The 23901-nt window shown below is 39.4% G+C and carries 17 protein-coding genes, 2 pseudogenes and 1 CRISPR repeat array; of the genes and pseudogenes, 1 reads left to right on the forward strand and 18 read right to left on the reverse strand.

Annotated elements, in window-relative coordinates:
* Nucleotides 1-450: 450 nt before the first annotated feature.
* From BSM4216_RS08660 to BSM4216_RS08725, 15 genes and pseudogenes are all read right to left on the reverse strand, one after another.
* Nucleotides 451-1803 carry an Nramp family divalent metal transporter gene (locus tag BSM4216_RS08660; protein ID WP_174521044.1) on the reverse strand — a complete coding sequence of 451 codons (1353 nt, stop codon included), beginning with the start codon at nt 1801-1803 and terminating at the stop codon, nt 451-453.
* Between the two features lie 287 nt (nt 1804-2090).
* Nucleotides 2091-3341, reverse strand: coding sequence for an MFS transporter (locus BSM4216_RS08665; RefSeq protein ID WP_169799161.1), 1251 nt, complete (start codon nt 3339-3341; stop codon nt 2091-2093).
* A 423-nt stretch (nt 3342-3764) separates the two neighbouring features.
* Entirely contained in the window at nt 3765-4688 is a 924-nt protein-coding gene (thrB, locus tag BSM4216_RS08670) for a homoserine kinase (protein ID WP_004439849.1), read from the reverse strand.
* Nucleotides 4685-5746: a threonine synthase gene (gene thrC / locus BSM4216_RS08675; protein ID WP_004439851.1), complete on the reverse strand. Its 1062-nt coding sequence runs from the start codon at nt 5744-5746 to the stop codon at nt 4685-4687. The genes thrB and thrC overlap by 4 nt, the downstream gene beginning before the upstream one ends.
* Nucleotides 5743-7044 (reverse strand): homoserine dehydrogenase, encoded by a 1302-nt coding sequence (locus BSM4216_RS08680; protein ID WP_004439852.1) that lies wholly within the window; start codon nt 7042-7044, stop codon nt 5743-5745. The genes thrC and BSM4216_RS08680 overlap by 4 nt, the downstream gene beginning before the upstream one ends.
* A gap of 358 nt (nt 7045-7402) precedes the next feature.
* Nucleotides 7403-8590, reverse strand: coding sequence for a thiolase family protein (locus BSM4216_RS08690; protein ID WP_048623448.1), 1188 nt, complete (start codon nt 8588-8590; stop codon nt 7403-7405).
* Nucleotides 8583-9651 (reverse strand): annotated as a pseudogene (locus BSM4216_RS08695) (acyl-CoA dehydrogenase family protein); the annotation flags it as partial. The pseudogene BSM4216_RS08695 and the gene BSM4216_RS08690, both read right to left, overlap by 8 nt.
* A gap of 478 nt (nt 9652-10129) precedes the next feature.
* Entirely contained in the window at nt 10130-12166 is a 2037-nt protein-coding gene (locus BSM4216_RS08700) for a thioredoxin domain-containing protein (protein WP_048623449.1), read from the reverse strand.
* 350 nt (nt 12167-12516) lie between these two features.
* Complete coding sequence (locus BSM4216_RS16740) at nt 12517-12771, reverse strand: hypothetical protein (protein WP_040342076.1); 255 nt, start codon at nt 12769-12771, stop codon at nt 12517-12519.
* Nucleotides 12772-13154: 383 nt separating this feature from the next.
* The gene (gene tnpC, locus BSM4216_RS08705) at nt 13155-14732 is read right to left on the reverse strand and encodes an IS66 family transposase (RefSeq protein WP_048623352.1); all 1578 of its coding nucleotides are present in this window, start codon (nt 14730-14732) and stop codon (nt 13155-13157) included.
* A gap of 61 nt (nt 14733-14793) precedes the next feature.
* Nucleotides 14794-15150, reverse strand: coding sequence for an IS66 family insertion sequence element accessory protein TnpB (gene tnpB, locus BSM4216_RS08710; protein ID WP_003352857.1), 357 nt, complete (start codon nt 15148-15150; stop codon nt 14794-14796).
* The gene (tnpA, locus tag BSM4216_RS08715) at nt 15144-15464 is read right to left on the reverse strand and encodes an IS66 family insertion sequence element accessory protein TnpA (protein WP_003352856.1); all 321 of its coding nucleotides are present in this window, start codon (nt 15462-15464) and stop codon (nt 15144-15146) included. The genes tnpB and tnpA overlap by 7 nt, the downstream gene beginning before the upstream one ends.
* 134 nt (nt 15465-15598) lie before the next feature.
* Nucleotides 15599-16092: direct repeats of the CRISPR family, unit length 30 nt; unit sequence GTTTCAATTCCTCATAGTTAAAATAAAAAC.
* A gap of 571 nt (nt 16093-16663) precedes the next feature.
* Complete coding sequence (locus tag BSM4216_RS17330; RefSeq protein WP_371836625.1) at nt 16664-17206, reverse strand: methyl-accepting chemotaxis protein; 543 nt, start codon at nt 17204-17206, stop codon at nt 16664-16666.
* 219 nt (nt 17207-17425) lie between these two features.
* Nucleotides 17426-17851: pseudogene (locus BSM4216_RS17335) on the reverse strand (protoglobin domain-containing protein); the annotation flags it as partial.
* A 120-nt stretch (nt 17852-17971) separates the two neighbouring features.
* Entirely contained in the window at nt 17972-18364 is a 393-nt protein-coding gene (locus BSM4216_RS08725) for a protoglobin domain-containing protein (protein ID WP_048623451.1), read from the reverse strand.
* Between the two features lie 176 nt (nt 18365-18540).
* Here BSM4216_RS08725 and BSM4216_RS08730 point away from each other — a divergent pair, with 176 nt between their 5' ends.
* Nucleotides 18541-19920 (forward strand): globin-coupled sensor protein, encoded by a 1380-nt coding sequence (locus tag BSM4216_RS08730; RefSeq protein ID WP_048623452.1) that lies wholly within the window; start codon nt 18541-18543, stop codon nt 19918-19920.
* Between the two features lie 124 nt (nt 19921-20044).
* Here the strand turns inward: BSM4216_RS08730 and BSM4216_RS08735 are convergent, their stop codons facing one another.
* The 3 genes from BSM4216_RS08735 to galU all read right to left on the reverse strand — a co-directional run bounded on the left by BSM4216_RS08735 (nt 20045) and on the right by galU (nt 23718).
* Complete coding sequence (locus BSM4216_RS08735; RefSeq protein ID WP_048623453.1) at nt 20045-21031, reverse strand: NAD-dependent epimerase; 987 nt, start codon at nt 21029-21031, stop codon at nt 20045-20047.
* 100 nt (nt 21032-21131) lie between these two features.
* Nucleotides 21132-22478 (reverse strand): UDP-glucose dehydrogenase family protein, encoded by a 1347-nt coding sequence (locus tag BSM4216_RS08740; protein ID WP_255287958.1) that lies wholly within the window; start codon nt 22476-22478, stop codon nt 21132-21134.
* A gap of 352 nt (nt 22479-22830) precedes the next feature.
* Complete coding sequence (galU, locus tag BSM4216_RS08745; protein WP_048623455.1) at nt 22831-23718, reverse strand: UTP--glucose-1-phosphate uridylyltransferase GalU; 888 nt, start codon at nt 23716-23718, stop codon at nt 22831-22833.
* Between the last annotated feature and the right edge of the window lie 183 nt (nt 23719-23901).

The following is a 23901-nucleotide window of genomic DNA, read 5'->3' on the forward strand; positions in this document are numbered from 1 at the left end:
TTGAACCTAAATCCAATATGAGCAGAAAATTCTCTCTTAAACGGCTGAATTTCCACTTTTCCGCATAATCAGGACCCATTCAAATCTATTAAGCTAATTCTCCGCTCACTTGAATATGAAAAAATGATTAGATTGAAAAATTGAAAAATTTTTCAATATTTTTCTGAAAAAAGATTGAAATATTGTCATTCATTTGTTACAATTCAATCAACACAACATATAGTATAGAATATAACATTCATACTATATGTTGATTATGATTATAGTAAGTAGTAGGTTTCCTCATCCTTTTCTCTTTTTGCCGCTTGCCATCAAGCGGATTTTTTTGTGCCCCAAAATTCGAGATGATTCAAATGTTTAGGAGAATGGCTAGAGTTATCTAGTAAAAAAGATTTTAATATTAAGAGAGTATATCAGTTTGCTTTTAAAAGAAAATTTAGAAGCCGGTCTTTAATGAAAGAATGTTTGAAACAATAAATAGGCGTTTAAGCTGATAATCACAATCGCAACGATCCAGGCGAGAACTTTTAACCATAATGGGTTAGCAAATTCCCCCATTTTCTTTTTGTCGCTCGTGAATTGAACAAGAGGAACGACTGCAAAAGAGAGCTGCAAAGAAAGAATCACCTGGCTTAGAATAAGCAATTGAGCCGTACCGCTTTCACCGTAAATGGCCGTTACAATGACCGCCGGAATAATGGCAATCAATCGAGTGATCAGCCTTCTTAACCAGCCGGGAAGTCGGATATTAAGAAAACCTTCCATTACAATCTGACCAGCTAAAGTACCTGTCAACGTCGAGTTCTGGCCGGAAGCCAATAAGGCAACCCCAAACAGAATGCTTCCAAGCGTTGTTCCAAGCAGTGGAGAAAGCAAGTGGTAAGCATCTCCAATCTCCGCCACGTTCGTCATCCCTGCTTTATGAAATGTAGCAGCCGAAACAATCAGGATAGAAGCATTGATAAATAAAGCGAAGAAAAGAGCAATGGTTGAATCCCAAGTAGCATATTTAATTGCTTGCCGTTTCCCCGATTTGGTTTGTTCGTATTGTCTTGTTTGCACAATAGAAGAATGCAAATAAAGATTATGAGGCATGACGGTTGCGCCTAAAATACCGATTGCGATATAGAGCATGGATGGATTGCTTATGATCTCTTTGCTTGGAACAAACCCCTTTAATACGCCCCCCACATCTGGTTTTGAAAGAAAAAATTCAGTCGCAAAGCAAGCACCAATGGTTAGAATGAGAATAATCACCAATGTTTCAATATAACGAAAACCTTTATTCTGCAATAACAATACGACGAGTACGTCCAAGGCCGTAATCATGACACCATACAGCAACGGAATTCCAAACAATAAATTCAAAGCGATGGCTGAACCGATCACTTCCGCTAAATCACAAGCCGCGATCGCCAACTCGCATAAAATCCACAAGATCATGGCCACAGGCTTACTATAATGATCTCGACACGCTTGTGCCAAATCCCTACCCGTTACAATCCCCAGTTTTCCAGCTAATGTTTGAAGCAATATAGCCATTAAATTGGAAAGCAAAATCACAGAAAGCAACGTGTATCCAAACTGGGAACCACCCGCAATATCAGTCGCCCAGTTACCTGGGTCCATATAACCCACCGCTACTAAGTATCCTGGTCCGGCAAACGCAAGAAACTTTTTTATCCAAGAACCGGTTTTTGGAATACGCAAACTTCGATAGACTTCAGGCAACGTCGGTTGTGTCCTTTTCTTTCTCCAGCCTTCATCCACTGCCAGCGACAGTTTTTTCGCTTCATTACCCATCATCATCACCTCGTTTTTGGTTTGTACTAAACATTTTGCACAAAGGAAACTTTTGAGGTAAAAAAAATTACTCCACATTTAGAACCCAATATATGCAAACACACAGAAAAAGTTTCTCGTGTTTATTGTACTACAGAAAGAATTTTAGTCAAGGGAAACTTTTATCTTGAGTATCTCAAGGCTTGCCTAACGTCAAGAGGCAATTCATATTGTCATCATCCATTTCACCCTTTTTTGTCTATATTTTTTCAATCAATCATGTTATTCACCTCCACTGAACCGTCCGATCATTCAATCTTATTCATATATCTTTCTTCTTTCTGCGTTTGAATCGACCTGGATGCTTTTTTCATCATCATCAGAGTCAAAAAAGCTGATAAAACATATAATCCGGCTGTCGACATGTAAACAAAACGAATCCCCCATTGGTCTGCCATCCAGCCCATTAACAGAACCGAAAATCCAAATGTGACAAAGAGGATGGTTCCAAATGCAGCGAACACTTTCGGTAATAATACTTCAGGTGTATGAAATTGCAAAAGAGTTCTTTGTGCAATGCTTCGCGCCTGATAGGGCGGCCCCATAATCAAAGCTACTCCTAAGGCAAACCATGGATTGGATGAGTAGGTAAAGGCTATTGTCAAAACGCCGATACTGAAAGAGCTGATCAACATAGTGAACAACATTCGATTTTCAATCTTTTTGGACAGTTTCCAAATGAGCAGTCCTCCTAGGATGGTTCCGGCAAAATTACTGGCATTGATAAAACCCCACCAATCCTCTCCTTTGTGTAATACTTCTTTCACAAACACTAAAATAATGGATCCGGCCCATATACTTTCTCCAAGTCCACTGATGATTTCCATATAAGATAAAGTACGGAGGATTGGATTCCCCCAGATCGTGATCCATCCTTCTTTCATACGATCCCATCGTTTTTGACTTTCTGGCTGGGCAGAAACGTTCGCGGAAGGATCTTTCACAAAAAGGAGAGCCAAAGTAGAGAAAAACATCATGATGGCAGTTATTTCCAACACTCGTATGACTCCCCATTCGGCAACCAAAATCCCGCTTAATGACCAGCCAACCAGCAATACAATTTGATCCGAGGTAGCCAGTAAACTGTTGGCCTTCACTAATAAATGAGAAGGAACCAGGCGAGGGACAAGTGCATTTCTAACCGGAATGGCCCAGCCATGCAGCATCGAAATGGCAAATACTAAAAACAGAACCGCTGGAATCAACCATTGGGAAGGCAAGAAAAAATAGAGAATACACATCGATCCGAAACAAATGGTTTGACCCATTTCAGCCATCCATAAAAGAGTGCCAAGCCGCAAGCGATCCATAAGCAAAGGTGCTGCCAGGCCGCTTATCGCCTGCGCACATACCCGCAATATGGGAAAAAGCCCTGCGAAAGCAGCTGAACCTGTTCGATTATAAATGAAAGTCACAATAGCTAATATATAGAATGAATCCCCTAAGTTAGCGATAGATTGGCTAATCCAAAGCAGTCGAAACGATTGATTTTGATTCACTTTGTTCCCTCTTTCAAACAAATTTTGTTTCACCATAATAAAAAGTATGGACTACATCATTTTACAATAATTTAGATTATAAAGAATAAAAAGAAAATAAAAAAGTGATTTCATCATGACTGTCCAAAAGGCTATTCATTTAAAACAACAAATGCCTCCTCGATGAAAGTTTTCCCTTTAAAAGGCTGGTTTCTTTTTATTCCCGTTCCTTTCGGATCCTATTTATTCTATTGATGGACTTCCTACTAAAAGGACGAAGCTTCGGATCGCTTAACCAGCCGATGACAAATCAACGAACAAAATCAAAGGCCGTTTTTATGCCGCTTTTTTCCTTTTGTCCTAGATTCCGCAGTGGCAATATAACCCATAATCATGCGCACCAAAATGGGGCTCACTCATTTTTGCAACGAGTGAGCCCCATTTTTACGAACTTAAACGATCAGAATGAAAGCTTGATTCTGATACTTGAATTCCGTTTTGATCAACGGATAACAGTTCGATTTCACAGTCCCAAAATCGGGCTTGAAGAGACTGCGCCAATTTCTCGCCTTTTCCTTTTTCCGCAAAAGAAAGAACCGCCGGCCCCGCCCCGCTTATGACCGTTCCAAAAGCCCCGTTATTGCGGGCGCATTTCCTCATTTCTTCAAAGCAGTCAATCAAATGGATTCGGTATGGTTCATGAAAGAGATCTTTTTCCATCACATTTCCAGCCAACTCGTAATCCCCGGTTAACAACGCCGCTAAAAAAACATTGGAAAGCGCGCTCGCTTGAACCGCTTTTTTTCTTTCCAATACATTCGGCAAGACCTTTCTAGCTTCTTCTGTCTTCAATTCATAGGAAGGGATCAAAGCGACAATATCCACGTCTAATGAGGAGATATGAACCGATTTTGTTTTCTCGCCATCATAGACGCCGATGACTAGGCCACCGTAAATCGAGGCGCCGATATTATCCGGATGCCCTTCTATTCGAGTACCGATTTGCATTTTTTCTTCGGTTGAGAGAGATAAGCCGCAAAATTGATTGGCCAGTTCAATGCCGGCTGCAACCGCCGCCGCACTGCTGCCTAATCCCCTTGCTAACGGAATATCACTTTGCATTTTGATCGTTAAAGGGGGAAGAGGAGCTTTAAATATAGCTGCGGTTTTTTGAGCCATTTGGCAAACGAAATGAGATTCATCATTCGGCAGCTCTTTCAACTCCGGGCTTAAATGCTCAAAATGCCAATGATCTCCTCTACTCGCTTGAATTTTCAAATATTTAGAAAGAGCGAGGCCGATAGAATCGAACCCCGGCCCCAAGTTCGCCGTGCTGGCAGGCACAGTGATCGTCAGCGAAGAACTCATGCATGTACAACCCCTTCAATGTATTCAAATACGGCCTTTTCCTCATTCGGCAGGACGACCGGTTTCTTTTGAATGCGTTGAATAGCGGTTTCAGGATCTTTCAGTCCATTGCCTGTCAAAACGGCAACGATAGTGCTTCCGGCCGGAATTTCACCCGTTTTTCGCTGTTTTATGATGCCGGCAATCGATGCTGCTGAAGCTGGTTCGGCAAAAAGGCCTTCCTCTTTCGCCAACAGTTGAAATGCTTCTAAAATTTCTTGATCCGTTACAAAATCGATTTTCCCGTTGGATTCATCGCGAGCCCTCACTGCTTTTTCCCAGCTCGCAGGATTCCCGATTCGGATAGCGGTCGCGACTGTCTCCGGATGTTCAATCACTCTATTTTGCACAATCGCTGCTGCTCCTTCCGCTTCAAATCCATGCATTTTCGGCAATCCCGTTTTCCGTTTCTCATGAAATTCTTTAAAGCCTTTCCAATAGGCCGAAATGTTTCCGGCATTACCGACCGGAATCGCCAATATATCCGGAGCCTTGCCTAATTGTTCACATATTTCAAACGCTGCGGTTTTTTGTCCTTCAATCCGGTATGGATTCACCGAATTCACTAAGGTAATAGGAGAGTTTTCACTCATAGAACGCACCATTTTCAACGCTTCATCAAAGTTTCCTTCGATGGCCACAATCTCGGCTCCGTACATCATCGCTTGAGCTAGTTTTCCTAGAGCGATTTTTCCATTTGGGATCACAATCACCGCTTTTAATCCCGCCCTTGCCGCATAAGCCGCAGCCGAAGCGGAAGTATTTCCGGTCGAAGCGCAAATAATCGTTTGGCTCCCCTCTTCTTTCGCTTTGGCTACCGCCACCACCATTCCCCGATCTTTAAAAGATCCCGTTGGATTCGCCCCTTCCACTTTCACAAAGAGCTGGCAATCTAATTGGTGGGACAAACGTTTTAAAGGAATAAGCGGTGTATTGCCTTCCATTAAGGTTAATTCAGGGGTTTGATCTGTAACCGGCAAAAATTCTTTATACTTTTTTAACAATCCTTCCCATTTCATTTTAAACCGTCTCCTTCCACTCGATAAAAACTTTGAATTCCTTTCACGACCGATAAATCTCGAATATGCTGCAATACACTTTGGTAATTTTCCATCGTTGCTTTATGCGTGACGATCACAATTTCCGCCAGCCCTTTTTCCTCCAGCGGGAGTTGGAGAATTTTTTCAAAACTGATCGAATAAGCAGAAAATAATTTTGTCAGTTCAGAAAAAGCTCCCACTTCATCACGGACATGAAGGCGGATAAAATACTTGGCAAGACGTTCATCCGCTTTCTTTAAGTTTTTTTCATACTGCGGCAACAACGTGTTTTTCCCGTTTACTCCCAGGCGCATATTTTTCACAACTGCCACGATATCGCTGACGACCGATGTTGCGGTTGGCAAACTTCCGGCACCCGGTCCGTAAAACATCGTTTCTCCCACCGCCTCCCCATAAACATAAACCGCATTGTATTCATCGTTCACGGAGGAAAGCGGATGGTTTTTGGACAAGAACGTCGGCTGGACACTGACTTCCGCTTTTCCGTCTACTTGATGGGCATATCCGATTAATTTCATCGTATAGCCGAGCATATCGCCATATTTTAAGTCTTCTTTTGTCACCTTCGAAATGCCGGTCACTTCTACGTCTTCAAGGTCGATATTCATGGAAAACGCCAATCTCGATAAAATGGCCATTTTTCTGGCCGCATCAAGTCCTTCTACGTCAGCGGTCGGATCTGCTTCGGCATATCCAAGTTTCTGTGCATTTTGCAAAGCCGTTTCATAAGATAGACCTTCTTTATCCATTTTGGTCAAAATATAATTGGTCGTTCCATTCACAATCCCCATCAATTTTTCGATTTTGTCAGAAGCTAAACCGTCTGCCAAACCGCGGATAATGGGAATCCCTCCGGCGACACTCGCCTCATAATATAAGTCACAACCATTTGCCGTCGCGGCATCTTGCAATTCGGAACCATAAAGGGCGATTAAGTCTTTATTGGCGGTTACTACATGTTTTTTCGCTTGAAAAGCTTCTAAAATATATTTCTTCGTGTCTTCAATCCCGCCCATCACTTCTACAATGATGTCAATCTCAGGATTGAGCACGACTTCTTTATAATCGGTGGTCAGAATTTCTCTACGAATGTCAACTTCTCTTTCTTTTTCTATATCCCGCACAAGCACTTTATGGATGGTCAAGGAACAACCAAGTTGATGAACGAGCTGTTCTTGATGGTTTTGAACGAGTTTCACTACACCCGATCCAACTGTTCCCAGACCTAGGAGACCGATTGAGATACTCTCTTTCATCTATTTTTCACCCCGTGTATTTTTATGGTGTACATTTGTTTTTGTATAATAGACATTATACATTTTTCACTCTTGTTTTACAATAAAATTTTGTAAAAATTTAATTTTCATTCAATTTTGTATTATCTCCGCTGCGAACCGCGTACCAAAAAAGAATCCAATGAATACCAATGGCTTCTTACGTAAGTTTGGCAAAAACCGATTTTCTTTCTGTACAAGCTTCTGCATCGCCAATAGCCTTAAAATAAAAAAAGGAGACATTTGTCTCCCTCGCTTCTTATCTATATCTTCAAAAAACAGCTCACTGCCCTTTATCTTTATCCTCACGAATGAATGGAAAAAAACCTGCTTTCTTTCATTACTCCACGTTTTCTAATAAAATGGCCATACCTTGACCGCCGCCTACACAAAGAGCAGCAAGTCCAAATTGTTCATTTCGACGCCTCATTTCATATAGCAATGTCGTTGTAATTCGTGCTCCTGTCGCTCCCAGCGGGTGCCCAAGTGCAATAGCCCCTCCGTTGACATTGACTTTCTTCATGTCTAAATGAAGCTCGCGTATAACAGCGATTGCTTGTGACGCAAAGGCTTCGTTGAGTTCAATTAAACCGATTTCTTTTAAAGGGACTTGTACATTTTTTAGAAGCTTTTGAACAGCCGGGACAGGCCCTATCCCCATCACTCGCGGGTCCACTCCTGCAGCAGCCCAACCTTTTATTTTCGCAAGTGGTTTGAATCCTAACTCATTGGCCTTATCTATTGACATAATCACTAATGCGCATGCCCCATCATTTCTCCCACATGCATTGCCAGCTGTGACAGTACCGTTTTCACGAAAAACTGGCTGTAATGACGCGAGTTTCTCTATCGTTGTATCTGGCCGAGGATGTTCATCTTGATCAAATAAAAATTCTTTTTTCTTTTCTTTGACTAATACAGGAACAATTTCTTCTCTGAATGTACCGTTTTGAATCGCTTTCTGTGCTTTCTGTTGACTTTCTAATGCAAAGGCATCTTGGTCTTCTCTTGAAATTTTGAATTGTTCCGCAACATTTTCTGCTGTAATCCCCATCCCTAATTGGTCTCCATAAATTTCAGCAGGCTGCTGGCCGGCTTCTAAGTTTGAATCTACTAAATGTGGTGTACCATCTCCAAATCTTGCATTTCGCAAATAAATGGGGGAACGACTCATATTTTCTGTCCCGCCCGCCACAATTATTTCTGCTTGGCCGAACGCAATTTGTTGTACAGCTGAAGCAATGGCCTGCATTCCAGAAGCGCATAAACGATTTATAGTAAAAGCAGGGGATTCAACTGGAATACCGGCTCGTAAAGCGGCAACACGTGCAACGTTCGATGATTCTGTCGTTTGCCTTACTTCTCCCAAAATCACTTCATCTACTAATTCAGGAGGTAATGAAATACGATTCAGTGCTTCTTTTATGGCATAGTATGCTAGGAAACCCGAGTTAATAGACTTTAACGATCCACCATATTTTCCAATCGGTGTACGTACTGCACTGACAATGACTGACTCCTTAAACATTGGCTGTTGTTCCTTTCTTTATTTGATATTCTTTTTTTAATTGGCCAGCAATAATATTTTTTTGAATTTCGCTTGTTCCTTCATAAATTCGTGTAATGCGAGCATCTCGATAAAACCTCTCGATCGGATAGTCGGCCATATATCCTAGTCCGCCGTGAATCTGTACAGCTTTATCAGCAACACGGTTAGAAACTTCAGAGCCGTATAGTTTCAACATTGCCGCTTCTTTAATGACTTTCATTTTTTGGTCAACCATCCAAGCGACTCTATACGTAAAAGATCTTAACACTTCGATTTCCATCGCCATTTCTGCTAACATATGAGCAATCGCTTTCTATAATCGGCACGCCAAATTGAATTCGTTCAGGCGCATGATATATAGACATATCCAGCCGTTTTTGACAGGATCCAAAATTTCTGGCCGCTAAGCCTGCCCGCCATTCACTAAAATCTTTAAGGCGTTCACATATCCTTGACCTTCTTCTCCAAGAACATTTTGTACAGGTACCTCACAATCTTCTAAAATAATTTCCGCAGAATGAGAGCCGCGCAATCCCATTTTGTTTTCAACCGCCCCTACGTGAAACCCTGGGAAGTCTTTTTCGACAATAAAACTTGTGATTCCTTTCGCTCCTTTTGATGGATCGGTGACGGCCATCACTGTAAAAATATCTGCCTCTGTTGCATTCGTAATATAATGTTTTATCCCGTTTAAAATATATTTATCGCCTTTTTTTACCGCCGTTGTTTTTAAGTTCGCTGCATTCACCCCTGCTTCAGGCTCTGTAAGTGCAAAAGCTCCGATTCGTTCACCGCTAGCCATATCAGGTAAATATTTTCTTTTTTGTTCTTCCGTTCCTATTTCTACAATCCCGACTGTTCCAATTCCTGTGTGGGCTCCAATGAGTGTCGTATAACCGCAATGTGTTGCCGCCTATTTTTTCATAAAGAACACGCTTGCCAACCATGTTTATACCAAGTCCTCCATATTCTTCCGGAATGCTCTATCCAAATAACCCTAATTCTTTCGACATTTCGATTATTCTTTTAGGTATTTTATTACATGAACGTGTTCGATTGTATGAATCGACTCTATTATGAGCTCCACCTCATCGTCCTAAAACGAAAGCATTTTCATAATTGTTGAACCTCTTTTCTGCTATATTCTTTTTTATGATTATTCCGAATTTCGTTTTTTAAAATTGGTCTTCGTCTTCCATTGATGGAGACGCCCTATTAACTATAATCATATTTCCATTGTCACTATTTATTCCATTTCTTTTATCTTTGAAATCATGATTTTTCCCGCCATTCTTTGCCCTCAAATATACAAATGTCGAGAACCAATTCATTTTTTAAAAAAAGATATGAGAAATGTACTCTTGTAAAAATTGCCTGCAGAATCCGAAATAGGATCAAAACGATAATCTGCACCCGAGATGGGTACAAAAAAAAGAACAACGCATTTCGTAAGCCGTTGCTCTTCTAAGTACATGATGATTCCATTAGATTTTTCCTGTAAAACCGTTTACTAGAACATTAAGACCTTGATATTGCTTTTAAAGCGGTAGAAAGGTCTTCCATTGGCATTTTGCAAGCCTGGTTTTCACAAATAAAAACAAGTAAATCTGTCTCTTTTTGCCTTGCAGCTCCTTCCAGCCATTCCGGTCGATGCCCAGACCATACATCAAACGGAAGAAATTGTTCTCGGCAACGTCGCAATACAGCTTCCTTTTCTAAACCGTTAGAACCGATTACGATCACTTCTCGGCCTTGGGCAATCAACGCCATCGCCGCCTCCAACATATACAGCATGGATACAGGAAAAGCGTTCAGTTCTTTTGAAAACGAGCGCACACACATTTCTACACGCTTCATTAATTCCATATCCCCTGCTAATTTCGCCAATCTCCAAAGCTGATAAGCAGCAACGCTATTCCCGGAAGGATAAGCTCCATCATAACCTGGCTTCTCTCGTACCAACAGTTCTTCACCGTCACGGTCTGTAAAGAAAAAGCCGCCGTTTTCATCCCAAAACCGTTCAAACAGGGCATTTTTCAACTCAATCGCAAATGAAAGCATACGAAGATCATCTTCTGCCAAAAACAATTCCAAAGAACCCCACAGCAAAAAAGCATAATCATCCAAATAACCGCGGTATTTCGCTTCACCCTCTCTAAAACGGGCCATTAATCTCTTTTCTTTCCACACATATTTTTCATGAAAAGCCATTGCTTTGCGGGCTTGAGATAACAAGCCGGGATCATCGAAAACAGAACCGGCCTTTGCCAAGGCGGCGATCATCAGACCGTTCCAAGAGGTTAAAACCTTATCATCGACATGTGGTTTCACTCTCTTTTCCCTTGCCTGAAAAAGAAGCTGTTTCGCCTTTGACATAAGATTTTCTAATTCTTCTACACTTAGCCCGTGGTTGGCCGCGATTGTTTCAAGATCGGTTTGAAGCAAATGAAGAATATTTTTTCCTTCAAAGTTGCCTTGATCGGTGACATGATACAGCTCGGAAAAAATCGTTCCCGTTTCCTCGCCTAACACATCCATGATTTCTTCTTTGCTCCACACATAAAATTTTCCTTCTTCTCCTTCGCTATCGGCGTCAATCGCTGAATAAAATCCGCCTTCCGGATGAGTCATCTCTCTGGCGACGAAATCAGCAATTTCTAACACGATCCGTCGATACCGTTCGTTCTTCGTGATTTGATAAGCTTCCGTATAAGCGTACATCAGCAGTGCGTTGTCATACAGCATCTTTTCAAAGTGGGGAACCAGCCACATTCCATCCGTAGAATAGCGTGAAAACCCACCGCCGATATGGTCGTAAATACCGCCCGCAGCCATCGTATCAAGCGTTTTTTCCGCCATCTTGAGCGCGGACTCCTTGCCGGTCATATGGTAATATCGGAACAAAAACAGGAGTTGATGGGGGCTCGGGAATTTCGGCGCTTCTCCAAATCCGCCGTAGAGGCTGTCGAATTTTCCGGCAAGCTGCTGAAACCCTTTATGAACAGCTTCTTCCGTGACCTCTCCCTCGCTCTTTCGGCCCGCCTCTTCTTTCAATGCTTCCACTAATCGGCTACCTATATCAGCGATTCTCTCCGGATCTTGATGATACGCTTGATGCAATTGCGGCAAAATGTCCATCAGTCCCGGCCGGCCATACTGACTGTTTTTTGGAAAATAGGTGCCGGCATAAAACGGCTTTTTGTCCGGAGTCAAAAACACCGTCAACGGCCATCCGCCCTGACCGGTCATCAGCTGGCACACGGTCATATAAACCGAATCAATATCCGGCCGCTCCTCCCGATCCACCTTAATTGCCACAAAATATTGATTTAACAACTCCGCCACTTCAGGATCCTCAAACGACTCCCTCTCCATTACATGGCACCAATGACATGTTGAATAGCCGATACTAACGAATACTGGCTTATTTTCAGATTTAGCCTTTTCAAATGCTTCATTTCCCCATGGATACCAATCTACAGGATTGTAGGCATGCTGCAATAGGTAAGGTGATTTTTCCTGTATAAGTCTATTGGCTTTTTTATCCTTAGTCATGGTGGCAATCACCTCCTTTATATATCTTTATCTGTGTTTTAAGGTCTCAATCTAATCCAACAAGGCTTAATGAAAATTTACAGTCATTTCTCCCTCATCTTTATCAGATTCTCTTGTAAGGTCTACATGACTTATTATTGCCTTTAAGTATATTGTTTCTATCCTCTTCTTTTGTAACCCTGTCAAAGTAATTCAACACATAGTCAAGATACCTAAGCTTATCCATATCATTAACAGCATCCAACTTTTTCAGTTCTTATTTAAAAGATCTATCTCACTTTCAATATTTTTTTGCTGATTCTTATATTTCTCTTTCCTTTCCAAATATTCATCTTGTATAATCTTCATTATCATAAGCATCCATAGCTCTCGATAATCTGTTTTTTCCTTTTGTAGCTCTTTCTGTAGGTGCAATCTCTTTTAATATTGCCTCTTTCCTTAGCAATATCTCCTCCCTCTCCTTTGTTTATAGCTGTAACTAACTCATCCCTGTACTCCCTAACCATTTCTTGTATCTTCTCAACAACCTTACTTTCTTCTACTCCTTTATTTGTACATTTCTCTCCTACAGGTCTCTTATACCAACAGCTTCTAATAACATTCACTGCCTATTTTTATCTTAAAAGGTTCCATTCTTCGTTTAGTCACTTCGATTATAAAAATACAAAAAACAACTTTATAGAGTGCCCGAGTTCATTAGGGGCTTAATGATACTTTGATTTCAATTCCTCATAGTTAAAATAAAAACGCCAGTAACATGCGCGATCATATGAGTTAATAAGGAGGTTTCAATTCCTCATAGTTAAAATAAAAACAGATGTTCGAGTAGAAACAACGGATACTGGTGAAATGTTTCAATTCCTCATAGTTAAAATAAAAACTAAAGAGTTTCAAAATGGCTTTTATGATCGTCATGAGTTTCAATTCCTCATAGTTAAAAGTAAGCGTAAAATAATCCCCACCTTTTAATGATAGGGATTAAATACTATTATTGTGATAAGTTATTAAAAACCCGACAATTCAAAGGAATTGTTTTGGACCAAGGAAGTAGTTGATCAAGCTCATCCATATTGCTTATATCCATATTGGGAAGCCTTTCAAATAAGTAGCGAAGATAATAAAATGGATTTAATTTATTCTCTTTTGCTGTCTCCACAATACTGTAAATGATTGAGCTGGCCTTAGCTCCTTTCGGAGTATTGCTAAAAATCCAGTTCTTCCTACCGATCACAAATGGTTTAATGGATCGTTCACTTCGATTATTATCGATTTCTAAACGTCCATCCTCTAAAAATGCCACGAGTTTTTCCCATTGGTTGAGGCAGTATGTAATGGCTTGACCTAATAGACTCTTTGGTAAAACATTGCTTTTCTCTGTTTTTAGCCATGCTGAAAAAGCCTCCAACAATGGTTGGCTGTGTTTAAGTCGTTTTTTATATCGTTCTTCTGGTGTACATTCTTTCAAATCACGCTCGATGGCAAATAGCTGATTACAGAAATTGAGTCCTTCCCGAACTGTGACTGCTGAATGACGTTTGGATTCAGGAAGTACGTTTAAAGCCTCATCGAACTTTCTGCGGGCATGAGCCCAACATCCAACTAATGTTACGCCGGATACCTTATGGTATCCTGCATATCCATCGACATGCAGGTATCCTTTAAACCCTTTTAGGAATTCTTTGGCATGTTCTCCTGCTCTAGTTTCCTGATAGTCATAAAGGACAAGTGGTGGATCCTCTCTTCCAGTCCGATAAAGCCACATGTAAGATTTCGATGTACTTGACCTTCCAGGTTCATGTAAAACCTGAACAGTTGTTTCATCCGCATGTAGAATGTCTTTAGAGAGGAGATGCTCTTTCATTCGTTGATAAATTGGCGCAAGCCATTTTTCGGCACCATAAAGCATCCAATTGGCCATGGTTTGCCTGGATAAGATCACACCTAATCGTTTGAACTGTTGTTCTTGGCGATATAGAGGTAGCCCCTCTACATATTTTTGATTCATAATATATGCCATGCTTGACGGTGAAGCTAAACTTTTTGGATACACAGATTTTGGGGCAGGTGCTGTAACGATTGGTGTCTCTATTTCATTACGCTCACAATGACGGCATCCATAGACATATCGAACGTGTTTTAAAACTTTGACTTGAGCCGGAATAATCACTAATTCTTGTCGTACTTCTGTGCTCATTTCGTGTGTTTTTTCACCGCAACACGAACAGACCTGCTCTTCTTCGGGTAAACGATATTCAATCGTTTCCATAGGCAGGTTTTCAAACGTAGCTTGACGTTGACCACGTTTCTTTTTACGACGATATGTAATTGTTTCAACAGTTGGCTCTTCGGCTTTTACATTAGACTCTACCTCTGCTTCATTGAATAAAGGTAGTTCTAATTGATTAGGATTTGTTTTTTCGCTTGAAGAGCCAAATTTTCGTTTTTGACTAAGACGATACTGTTCTTCATACCATCGTAATTTCGCCGTCAATTCAACGATTTGCTGTTGAAGTTTTTCAATTAATTCAAATGGGTTTTGGGTAGGATTCTTTAAATTTTTCATCATGTAGTAATAATTCGACGGTTTTAGCTATTTTCCTCCAAGGTTTTTGTTAAAAGTAAAAAATTCATATAACTGTTCTAGCCTTTACTTCTGGGTGTGCTTTCTTTTGCTCCATTGCAAGGCCATCCAATAACCAGCGTAATTGCCGATAACTAATTTGTATCGTTCCAGTGTCATTTTCATTTGGCCATTGAAATTTTCCTTTTTCCAATCGACGATAATAAAGCCAAAAACCATTATAGTCCCAGTGAAGAATTTTTAATTTATCTCGCTTTCGATTACAGAACACAAAATAGCTTGATGAAAAGGGATCTAAATCAAATCCCTCTTTCACCAAAGCAGCTAATCCATCAATGGATTTTCTCAAATCAGTACTTCCTTTTGCCAAGTAAACTCGTTCAGCTCTTGTACCAACTAACATGTTGATTTCAACGTCCTAACCACTTCTGAAAGAAAGGCCGGATCGAAACCAGGTTTTACTTCAATTGAAATCCCACTAATTTCAATCCGTAATGAATTTTCAACTGTTTGTGAATGATCTTCTAGGGTAACGGATGCCCATTTTGTAGACTTTCCTTGATTTTTTATTGGATTTTCAATTTTTCTTAACCAGTATTTAAACTGGTGAATACTCCATTGATTTTCCTTGCACCAGTTTACTTGAGTTTGACCGCTTTTACGATAGTCAGCGATTCGTTGTTCCCAAACCTTTCGTAATTCAGGATTCTTAGGCATAAAAAAACCTCCTTCAATTTCATCTTGAGGAGATTATCTCATGAAATTAGCACATCAAGAAGGTGTCCAAGATTTGACGCTTACAGTTAAAATAAAAACTTCGTATGTTTCATTCCGCAAGAACGACAGTAGTTGTTTCAATTCCTCATAGTTAAAATAAAAACAACAGGGCATTCACCATTATTTAAACATTTTACAATAGTTTCAATTCCTCATAGTTAAAATAAAAACGAAAACGGAGCTCGAATTTCAAATTTTGCACCCCCGTTTCAATTCCTCATAGTTAAAATAAAAACTGTGGAAGGTATATTGAAATCTAGCGTGGCAAAGGAGTTTCAATTCCTCATAGTTAAAATAAAAACAAGGAATCGAAAATGCAGCGAAAGGCGTTGTCGGCGGTTTCAATTCCTCATAGTTAAAATAAAAACGAGGAGGCAGAAATCCTGCCGTATTGTGAAGGATAGTTTCAATTCCTCATAGTTAAAATAAAAACACTTCTTCTGGATTCCTGCTTGGGTTGATTTCAGCTTGTTTCAATTCCTCATAGTTAAAATAAAAACGGTTAAACCGCTTATCGGATTCTCGATCATTGCTGTGAGTTTCAATTCCTCATAGTTAAAATAAAAACCCCAAAATGCATTGATACATTAACAATTTTCAAAGCAGGGCAAGTTCAGGATACTCCATTTCGAAAATTCCGTCAATAGAGAGAATAGCTGATGGCTGTAAGAAGGAAAGAGTAAAAGAAACTGTCGTCGATCCTCTGGGTTTTGTGCGCTATTAGGGGTCGACGACAAAATATATGTTGCTATTCAATGAATTCAACCATCTAGTGTTGATTCGAGATTTTTAAATCACTGAGTATCCATCAGAACAGACACAGGTGAATGATTCCTACCTTCTGAATCGCTTCACTAACTGTATAATCAGCCTTTTTGACAGTTTTTTTACTATACGATGTGCATCTGCCTTACCTTCAAACAAATAAGAACCGAGACAACGTACCAACGGCACATCGCTCGATTCTTGCATATAGGCAGCTTTTCGCTCCCTATTCCATGTCGATTTACAACAAGTACAATCTCTTTGTAAAGGAAAAAACTTGATTATAAAGAAATACAGTTATAATTACAATTTCTCCTAAATTCAAAAATCTTCATAGACTATTTCGTAAAATTTTGATCTCTTTCTTTCAAATATTAACTCATTTCTTGTGTAATCATATTTAATCTATCTGCGGAGAGAGACACTTCTTCAAACGCTTTCCCTAATTCATCTATCACGTTTACAAAGGAAACCAATTCCGTCTCTATATTATTGTTTTGTCGCATTGTTTCAACCATCGTATCTAAAATTTGTTCAAAGTGTTCCTCTGTTTCATTCATGTTTTGATTGCCATTATTCACTTCTGTTTTTATTTTTTCAAGCGAATTGTTAAGTTCCTCCACTTGTTTTTGAGTATTTTGAATTAGAGACGATACTTTTGAAACAGAGTTCTTTGTTTGCTCGGACAATTTTCGAACTTCGCCAGCCACAACAGCAAAACCGCGACCCGATTCTCCTGCTCTTGCGGCCTCTATCGTCGCATTTAGCGATAATAAGTTGGTTTGGTCAGCAATGCCAGTCACAATACCAACTATTTCTTGCATTTGTTTCGATATTTCTAATAATACTTGGACATCATTGGATATATCATCAACCTCACTATAAATGTTAGACATGATGAATGCCTGTTTTTGCATATGTTCTTTTCCTTTTTCGGCGCGTTCTTTTGCGATCAAAGACAGCTGAGTTCCGTTTTTTGCAAGTGAAACGATTTCATTTGATTGCGAGATTAATTGTTGGAAAGAAGCATTTGTTTGCTCTGAGATGGCGGCTAGATTTTGCGAAGCACTTGCAACGTTATGACGTGCTGACCTTTTTTGTTCCTCAGCCGCTTCCTTTAATCTTTCTGATTCAGCATCGTATGCCTCTAATACTAACTGTTGTTCTAGATTTAAAATTTTTGAGACGGCTCTTATAGCTAGAAAACACTCTTCCTTATCTATAATGTTTTGTTGGATAATATCTATTAGGGCTAACAATAGATCTTGAAAAGCACACATATACCATTTCGTTTGAAGACCTATTTTTACATGCATATGCGCAATTTTAATCCTTTTGTCGATAAAAGACTCATCTATTCTTCCATTAAACATTTCAATAATATGTTGTCTTAGTGTCTTTTTTAATCTCTCTATTGAACTGTAATCATTAATAATTTTCAATAGCGAAGGTTCATTTTCCAAGTTTTTGTAAAATCTGTCAACAATAAAGTCTATTTTTTCGATTACGAATGGCTGTATTGCATGAATAATATATAAATCTTTTTCTGTCAGGTCGATCATGATTAATTGCTTTTCAATTTCACTGCCTTTTGCGATACTGATATCCCCTTTCCCATTTTCAAAATGAAAATAAGAGTTTTCTTGCTGTGTTCTTTTGAATATCACCTATGTTTCACCCCGTTACAGTATGTAAGTATTTAATAGGAAGTAAATAATATCTATATATTTTGTGTACGTGGCTAAATACCACTCCAAATGAAGTCCAATTTCAGAGTGAGCCCGTCCTATGTTATATCGCGCTTGAATATAACGATCGTCAATGGTCGCTTCGAAACATTGCTGCAAATACCGTTTTTGTGTGGTTTTTAGTCTTTCTAACGTTGAATGGCGTTGAATGAACTCTCGCAAGGAATCGATCCTTGATATTTCTTCATATAATTCGTCGACGATTGGATCAACAAGTGTGAGTAATATATTTCTATATTCATAGACGTATTGCAACCTTTCTTCCGTCACCCCTGTATAGCGCAATTGTTGCAATCGTTCCTTGCTTGTTACTTGTATTCTTTCCATTCCATAAATCCTCCATTTTATACAAAATCCTCCTTAATCATCCTCATTATATAATACTTTTTTACTATACCTTCTTAAATTTTCTAAATTTTTGTGAATCATCTATCCATTTATTCTGTACACGCATCCGGCAATGTATAATTTGTTTGGAAAATGATGATTTTGGAGGAAACTATATGTCAAAATATCTCTTATGTCGGCTTATACAAAATGAAACAGGGACTTTTCAGCTATTTTGGAAAAAAGAGAAACATATCCCGAGCGTTTCATCCGTTTCTTCGTCCATTTCACCGTCATCCCCTTCCATCGAAGAGCACTATCGACAGCTTATTGAAGGAAATTATAAAAATCTAGTGTCTTTCGTCGGACTCACCGTTGAAGATTTGCAGCGTTTAGTTAATATCCGTCCTCTTTTAGAGAAACACATATCCAAAATTGTCGATGCTTTTTACGACCGCATCGGCAGCATGCCTAACTTAGTACAAATTATCCAAAGCTATTCGACGATTGACCGTTTAAAGCAAACGTTTCGTGCCTATTTATTGGACATGGTGTCGGGGGAAGTTGGCGAACAATACGTATTGCGACGGAAAGTGATCGGACAAGTTCATAATCGTATCAACCTATTCCCTGAATGGTATCTCGGGGCTTATGCCTTCATTCAAAACGAAGTGCTGCGAATGCTGATGCAAGAACTGCCGCCGCATAAAGCAACAGACGTATACCTCTCTTTCATGAAACTGTGTTGGTTCGATATACAAATAGCCATAATGACATATATTGAAGCGTACACGTCTTCCATGATGAAGTTTAGTGAAATCGAAAAAGTCCAATATCGCCTAACGGAGTCGTCTACAATGCTTGCCTCCAACGCTGAAGAAACCACTGCTTCTATCGCGGATCGGGAAAAATACGTCAAAGAAATGTTCGATGAAATAAACGCCATTCAAACGCAGTCAAGCGAAATGATCGCAAAAATAGAAAGCGGAAAATTAGACGTAGCCCAAACATTAACGAAACTTGATAACATTGCACAATTAATTGAAGGAACAAAAGCTCTCACCACTGAACTAGCCGACAGCTCAAAAAAAATCGATGGAATTGTTACCACGATTAGAGACATCTCCAACCAGACGAATATTTTATCCCTAAATGCAAATATTGAAGCCGCACGCGCCGGCGAACATGGAAAAGGGTTTTCAGTCGTCGCCAATGAAGTGCGCAAGCTAGCCATGCAAACGGAACAGTCTCTCGATTATATTCAGAATCATATCGATATCGTTCAACAAACGATTCAAAAATTTGAAGCGGCTTTTCAGCGTATCGTCGAGGAAACGAGTGCATTCCGTCAAGCGAACGAAAGCATCATCCAAGTGTTTGAAGACGAAGCTGCAAGTGTAAAATCCAGCGGGGAAAAAATCGATCGATTAGCTTCATTTATCGAAGACTTTCAACAAACTTTCGGGGAGATTGCAAAAGCGTCCCATCAGATCGCTCAAATGGCGGAAGATCTGAGTTATTTAAATAACGAATTAACCGAAAAGTTTAAAAAATAGTAAACCGTTTTTTCCGCTGTTTGCTATTCAACCTTTCTGGACAATTGAAATAAGATGGTCAAAGAAAAACTGCAGAATGATTCTTTTCTGCAGTTTTTAGCTCTTAAATTCTACTTTTATTAACCTACTCGCTAATTTTATAATAATCTTTAAACCACTCGACAAACTTTTCGATTCCTTCCTCAATAGATACTTGGGGTTTATAGTCGATATCCTTTACTAATTCATCAATATCCGCAAATGTTTCTGGAACATCGCCGGGCTGTATAGGCAAAAGCTTTTTGATTGCCTTCTTTCCTAAATGTTTTTCCAGTACTTGAATAAAATCATTTAGTTGTACGGGTTGGTTATTTCCTATGTTATAAATTTTATAAGGAGATTCCGGAGAAGGCCCTTTATTGATTAAACGTAAAATGGATTCCGTAATATCTTCAATATAGGTAAAGTCTCTTTTCATATTTCCGTAGTTATAAATTTCGATTTGCTGCTGTTTTACAATGGCATTTGCAAATTTAAATAAAGCCATGTCGGGTCTCCCCCAAGGGCCGTAGACAGTAAAAAAGCGCAACCCTGTTGTAGGGAGATGATACAAATGGCTATACGTATAAGCCATTAACTCATTCGCTTTTTTAGTTGCTGCATATAAACTAATCGGGTTGTCGACACGATCGGTTACAGAGAACGGTATCTTCTTGTTATTTCCATAGACGGAACTCGATGATGCATATATGAGATGAGGGATTTTATGTTTTTTGCAGCATTCTAATATATTGGCAAAACCAACAATATTCGATTGGATATACTTATGTGGATTTTTCAAGCTGTATCGTACACCAGGTTGTGCGGCTAAATTGACCACAGTATCAAAATCGTGCTGATAGAAAAGATTTTCCAGTAATTCCGTGTTCTCAATTGAGCCTTTGACGAATTGAAAACGAGGATGCTTCATGATCATTTTTAATCTGTCATATTTTAAGCTTGTATCGTAATAATCATTCATATTGTCTATCCCGATTACATAAAAACCTTCATCTAACAAACGTTTCGTCAAGTGGAACCCGATGAAGCCCGCACAGCCAGTAACCAGAATAGATTTCGAATTCTTCTGCACCTCTTGGACCTCCTTCCCCGATGCGGATATGATGAAAGGTATATAGCTAAGCGCTTTTCGCCATAAAGCCCAGATTTTTCATCTTTCAACGGAGCCATTTTCAAACATCAAAACTAGGCGTACCTACTCCTTCATAATGGTAGCCTAATTTCTTCAATGCAGATGAGTTCAGGCAATTTCTTCCGTCGAATACGTATGGTTGGGATAAAACGTTTTTTGCTTTTTTCCAGTCTATTTCTACGATTTCTTTCCACTCCGTTACAATTAATACCGCGTCTGCTCCTTTTAAAGCTTCAAATGGGGTTTGAGTATAATGAACGTTAGGATATATCTTTTTTACATGTTCTGTTCCTTGTGGATCAAATGCCGAAATGTAGGAATGATTTTCGATGAGGTATTGTATAATTTTTAGTGAGGATGCTTCTCTTATATCGTCCGTTTGAGGTTTAAACGTAAGGCCTAAAACCGCAATGCGCTTTCCTGACAGCGAGCCCAGCGCTTTTTCTACTTTTTCCATAAACCATAGTGCTTGGGTTTGGTTCACATCTGATACGGCCTGAAGTATTTGTAAAGGAGTTTTCTTTGCAGAAGCCAATGCTAGCAATGCTTTTATGTCTTTCGGAAAACAAGATCCGCCATACCCGATTCCTGCCTGGAGAAAATGAGGACCAATCCTGCTGTCTAACCCCATTCCTTTTGCCACTTGAATCACATTGGCCCCAATTTTATCGCAAAGTCGCGCCAACTCATTGATGAACGAAATTTTAGTCGCTAAAAACGCGTTTGAGGCATACTTGATCATTTCAGCATCTTTGATCGTTGTAAACACAACGGGTGAGTTGATCTCTTTATACAAATCTTTCATGACCTTTTCGGCTTTCTCCGTTTCACAGCCAATCACAATTCGCTCAGGATACAGAGCATCTTGCAATGCTTTTCCTTCTCGTAAAAATTCCGGGTTCGAAATGAGATCAAAAGAAATTTCTTTGTTTCTTTTTTTCAGTTCAGCTTTTATGATTTTATGAATTTTATCACCGGTCCCGATTGGAACGGTACTCTTAATGACAATTGCTTTATATTCATTCATCAACTTTCCAATCTGTCGTGCCGCTTCCTCTACATAAGATAAATCCGCTTCTCCGTTCGGTAAGGAAGGTGTGCCGACGGTAATAAATAAAATTTCGACTTGATCGATAACTTCCTCTATATTTTGGAAAAACAAAAGATTTCCGCCGGCAATAAGTTTTTTTAACAGTTCCTCCATTCCCTCTTCATAAAAAGGGAGAATGGACTTTTTTAACTTTTTTAATTTTTCTTGGTCATTCTCTATGACATATACCTTGTGTCCATAATTGGCAAACGCTACACTGGTTGTAGTTCCGACATATCCTGCCCCAATAACGGCTATATTCATAAGATTCACCTCGATTCTTTTATTTTTCTTCAAAATGGGGCAATCTGTGGTTATATAGCTAATGGGTATATATCCATGTACCCACGAAATCAAACTGGACAGAATGGAATGTAAGTGAATCGTTATGACAAAAGATAAGCGTACTCTTACACAAAGCAACGAACTCGATCATTTATTTTATACGGCTGACTCCCATTTTTAGCGAAAGATCTTGCACTCGGCAGTTTTATGTCTAATGATAGAGATGATACCCATTTCCAAATTAATGATCAAAGTATCCACTCTGACTAAGTGAAAACTGTTCCACTATACTCATTAGCTGCTTGTCAATCGAAGTGTTCAAACTTTTTAAGATCGCCCCATGTCCTTCATACCGACCTTTGTTCTAACTGTTTAAATTTTTGGGGGCAATCACTTCTTTCAGATACTTTAATATGTCTTCTTGCAAGTCTGGTCGCTGTAAAGCAAAATCAATCGTCGCACGTATAAACCCGGCCTTGCTCCCGATATCATAGCGCTTACCTTGAAATTGATAGGCTAATACTGTCTGCGATTGATTCATGATTTTAATGGCATCTGTTAATTGAATTTCACCATTGGAATCCGGCGGCAACTCTTTCAAAATATCAAAAATCTCCGGTCTTAAAATATACCGACCCATAATAGCAAATCGGGAAGGAGCTTCATCTTTTTTTGGTTTTTCTACTAGCGTTTCAATATTGAAGATATTTTCTTCGATCTCATTTCCTTTTGGTTTTATAATTCCGTATTTTGAAACATCATCTTCGTCTACTGGCTGAACGCCTACGATGGAGGAATGATAACGATCATAAACTTCCATCAATTGTTTTAAACAAGGCTTCGAAGAGTCGACGATGTCATCGCCTAGCAATACAGCAAATGGCTCATTTCCAACAAAACTTTTCGCACAGTATATGGCATGGCCAAGTCCTTTTGGTTCCTTTTGGCGAATATAATGAATATTAGCCATGTTTGAAATCTTTTGTACTTCTTTCAGCAACATTTGTTTGTTTTTCTTAAAAAGAGTTTCTTCTAGCTCATACGATTTATCAAAGTGATCTTCAATCGAACGTTTGCTGCGTCCGCTTATGACAATAATATCCTCTATTCCAGAAGCTATTGCCTCTTCGACAATATATTGAATGGTTGGTTTATCCACAATAGGAAGCATTTCTTTTGGCAATGCCTTTGTTGCAGGAAGAAACCTTGTCCCCAGCCCTGCTGCTGGTATTATCGCTTTCCGAATCATCAACCTGACCTCTTCTCTAAAACAAATCTTTATTTTTGATAGTCCTAACTTATTGATTTATATATTTTAAATATCAAAACGTATTTAAAGATTTGCTCAGTATCTCAATTATTTATAGCTGCTTATTGCCTTTTGGTAAGTCAACTATCCACAAACAGTGATAGAAACGAATAATGCTTCTTTCCA

Origin of the sequence: Bacillus smithii (genome assembly GCF_001050115.1) — a bacterium.
GTDB classification, from domain to species: domain Bacteria; phylum Bacillota; class Bacilli; order Bacillales; family DSM-4216; genus Bacillus_O; species Bacillus_O smithii.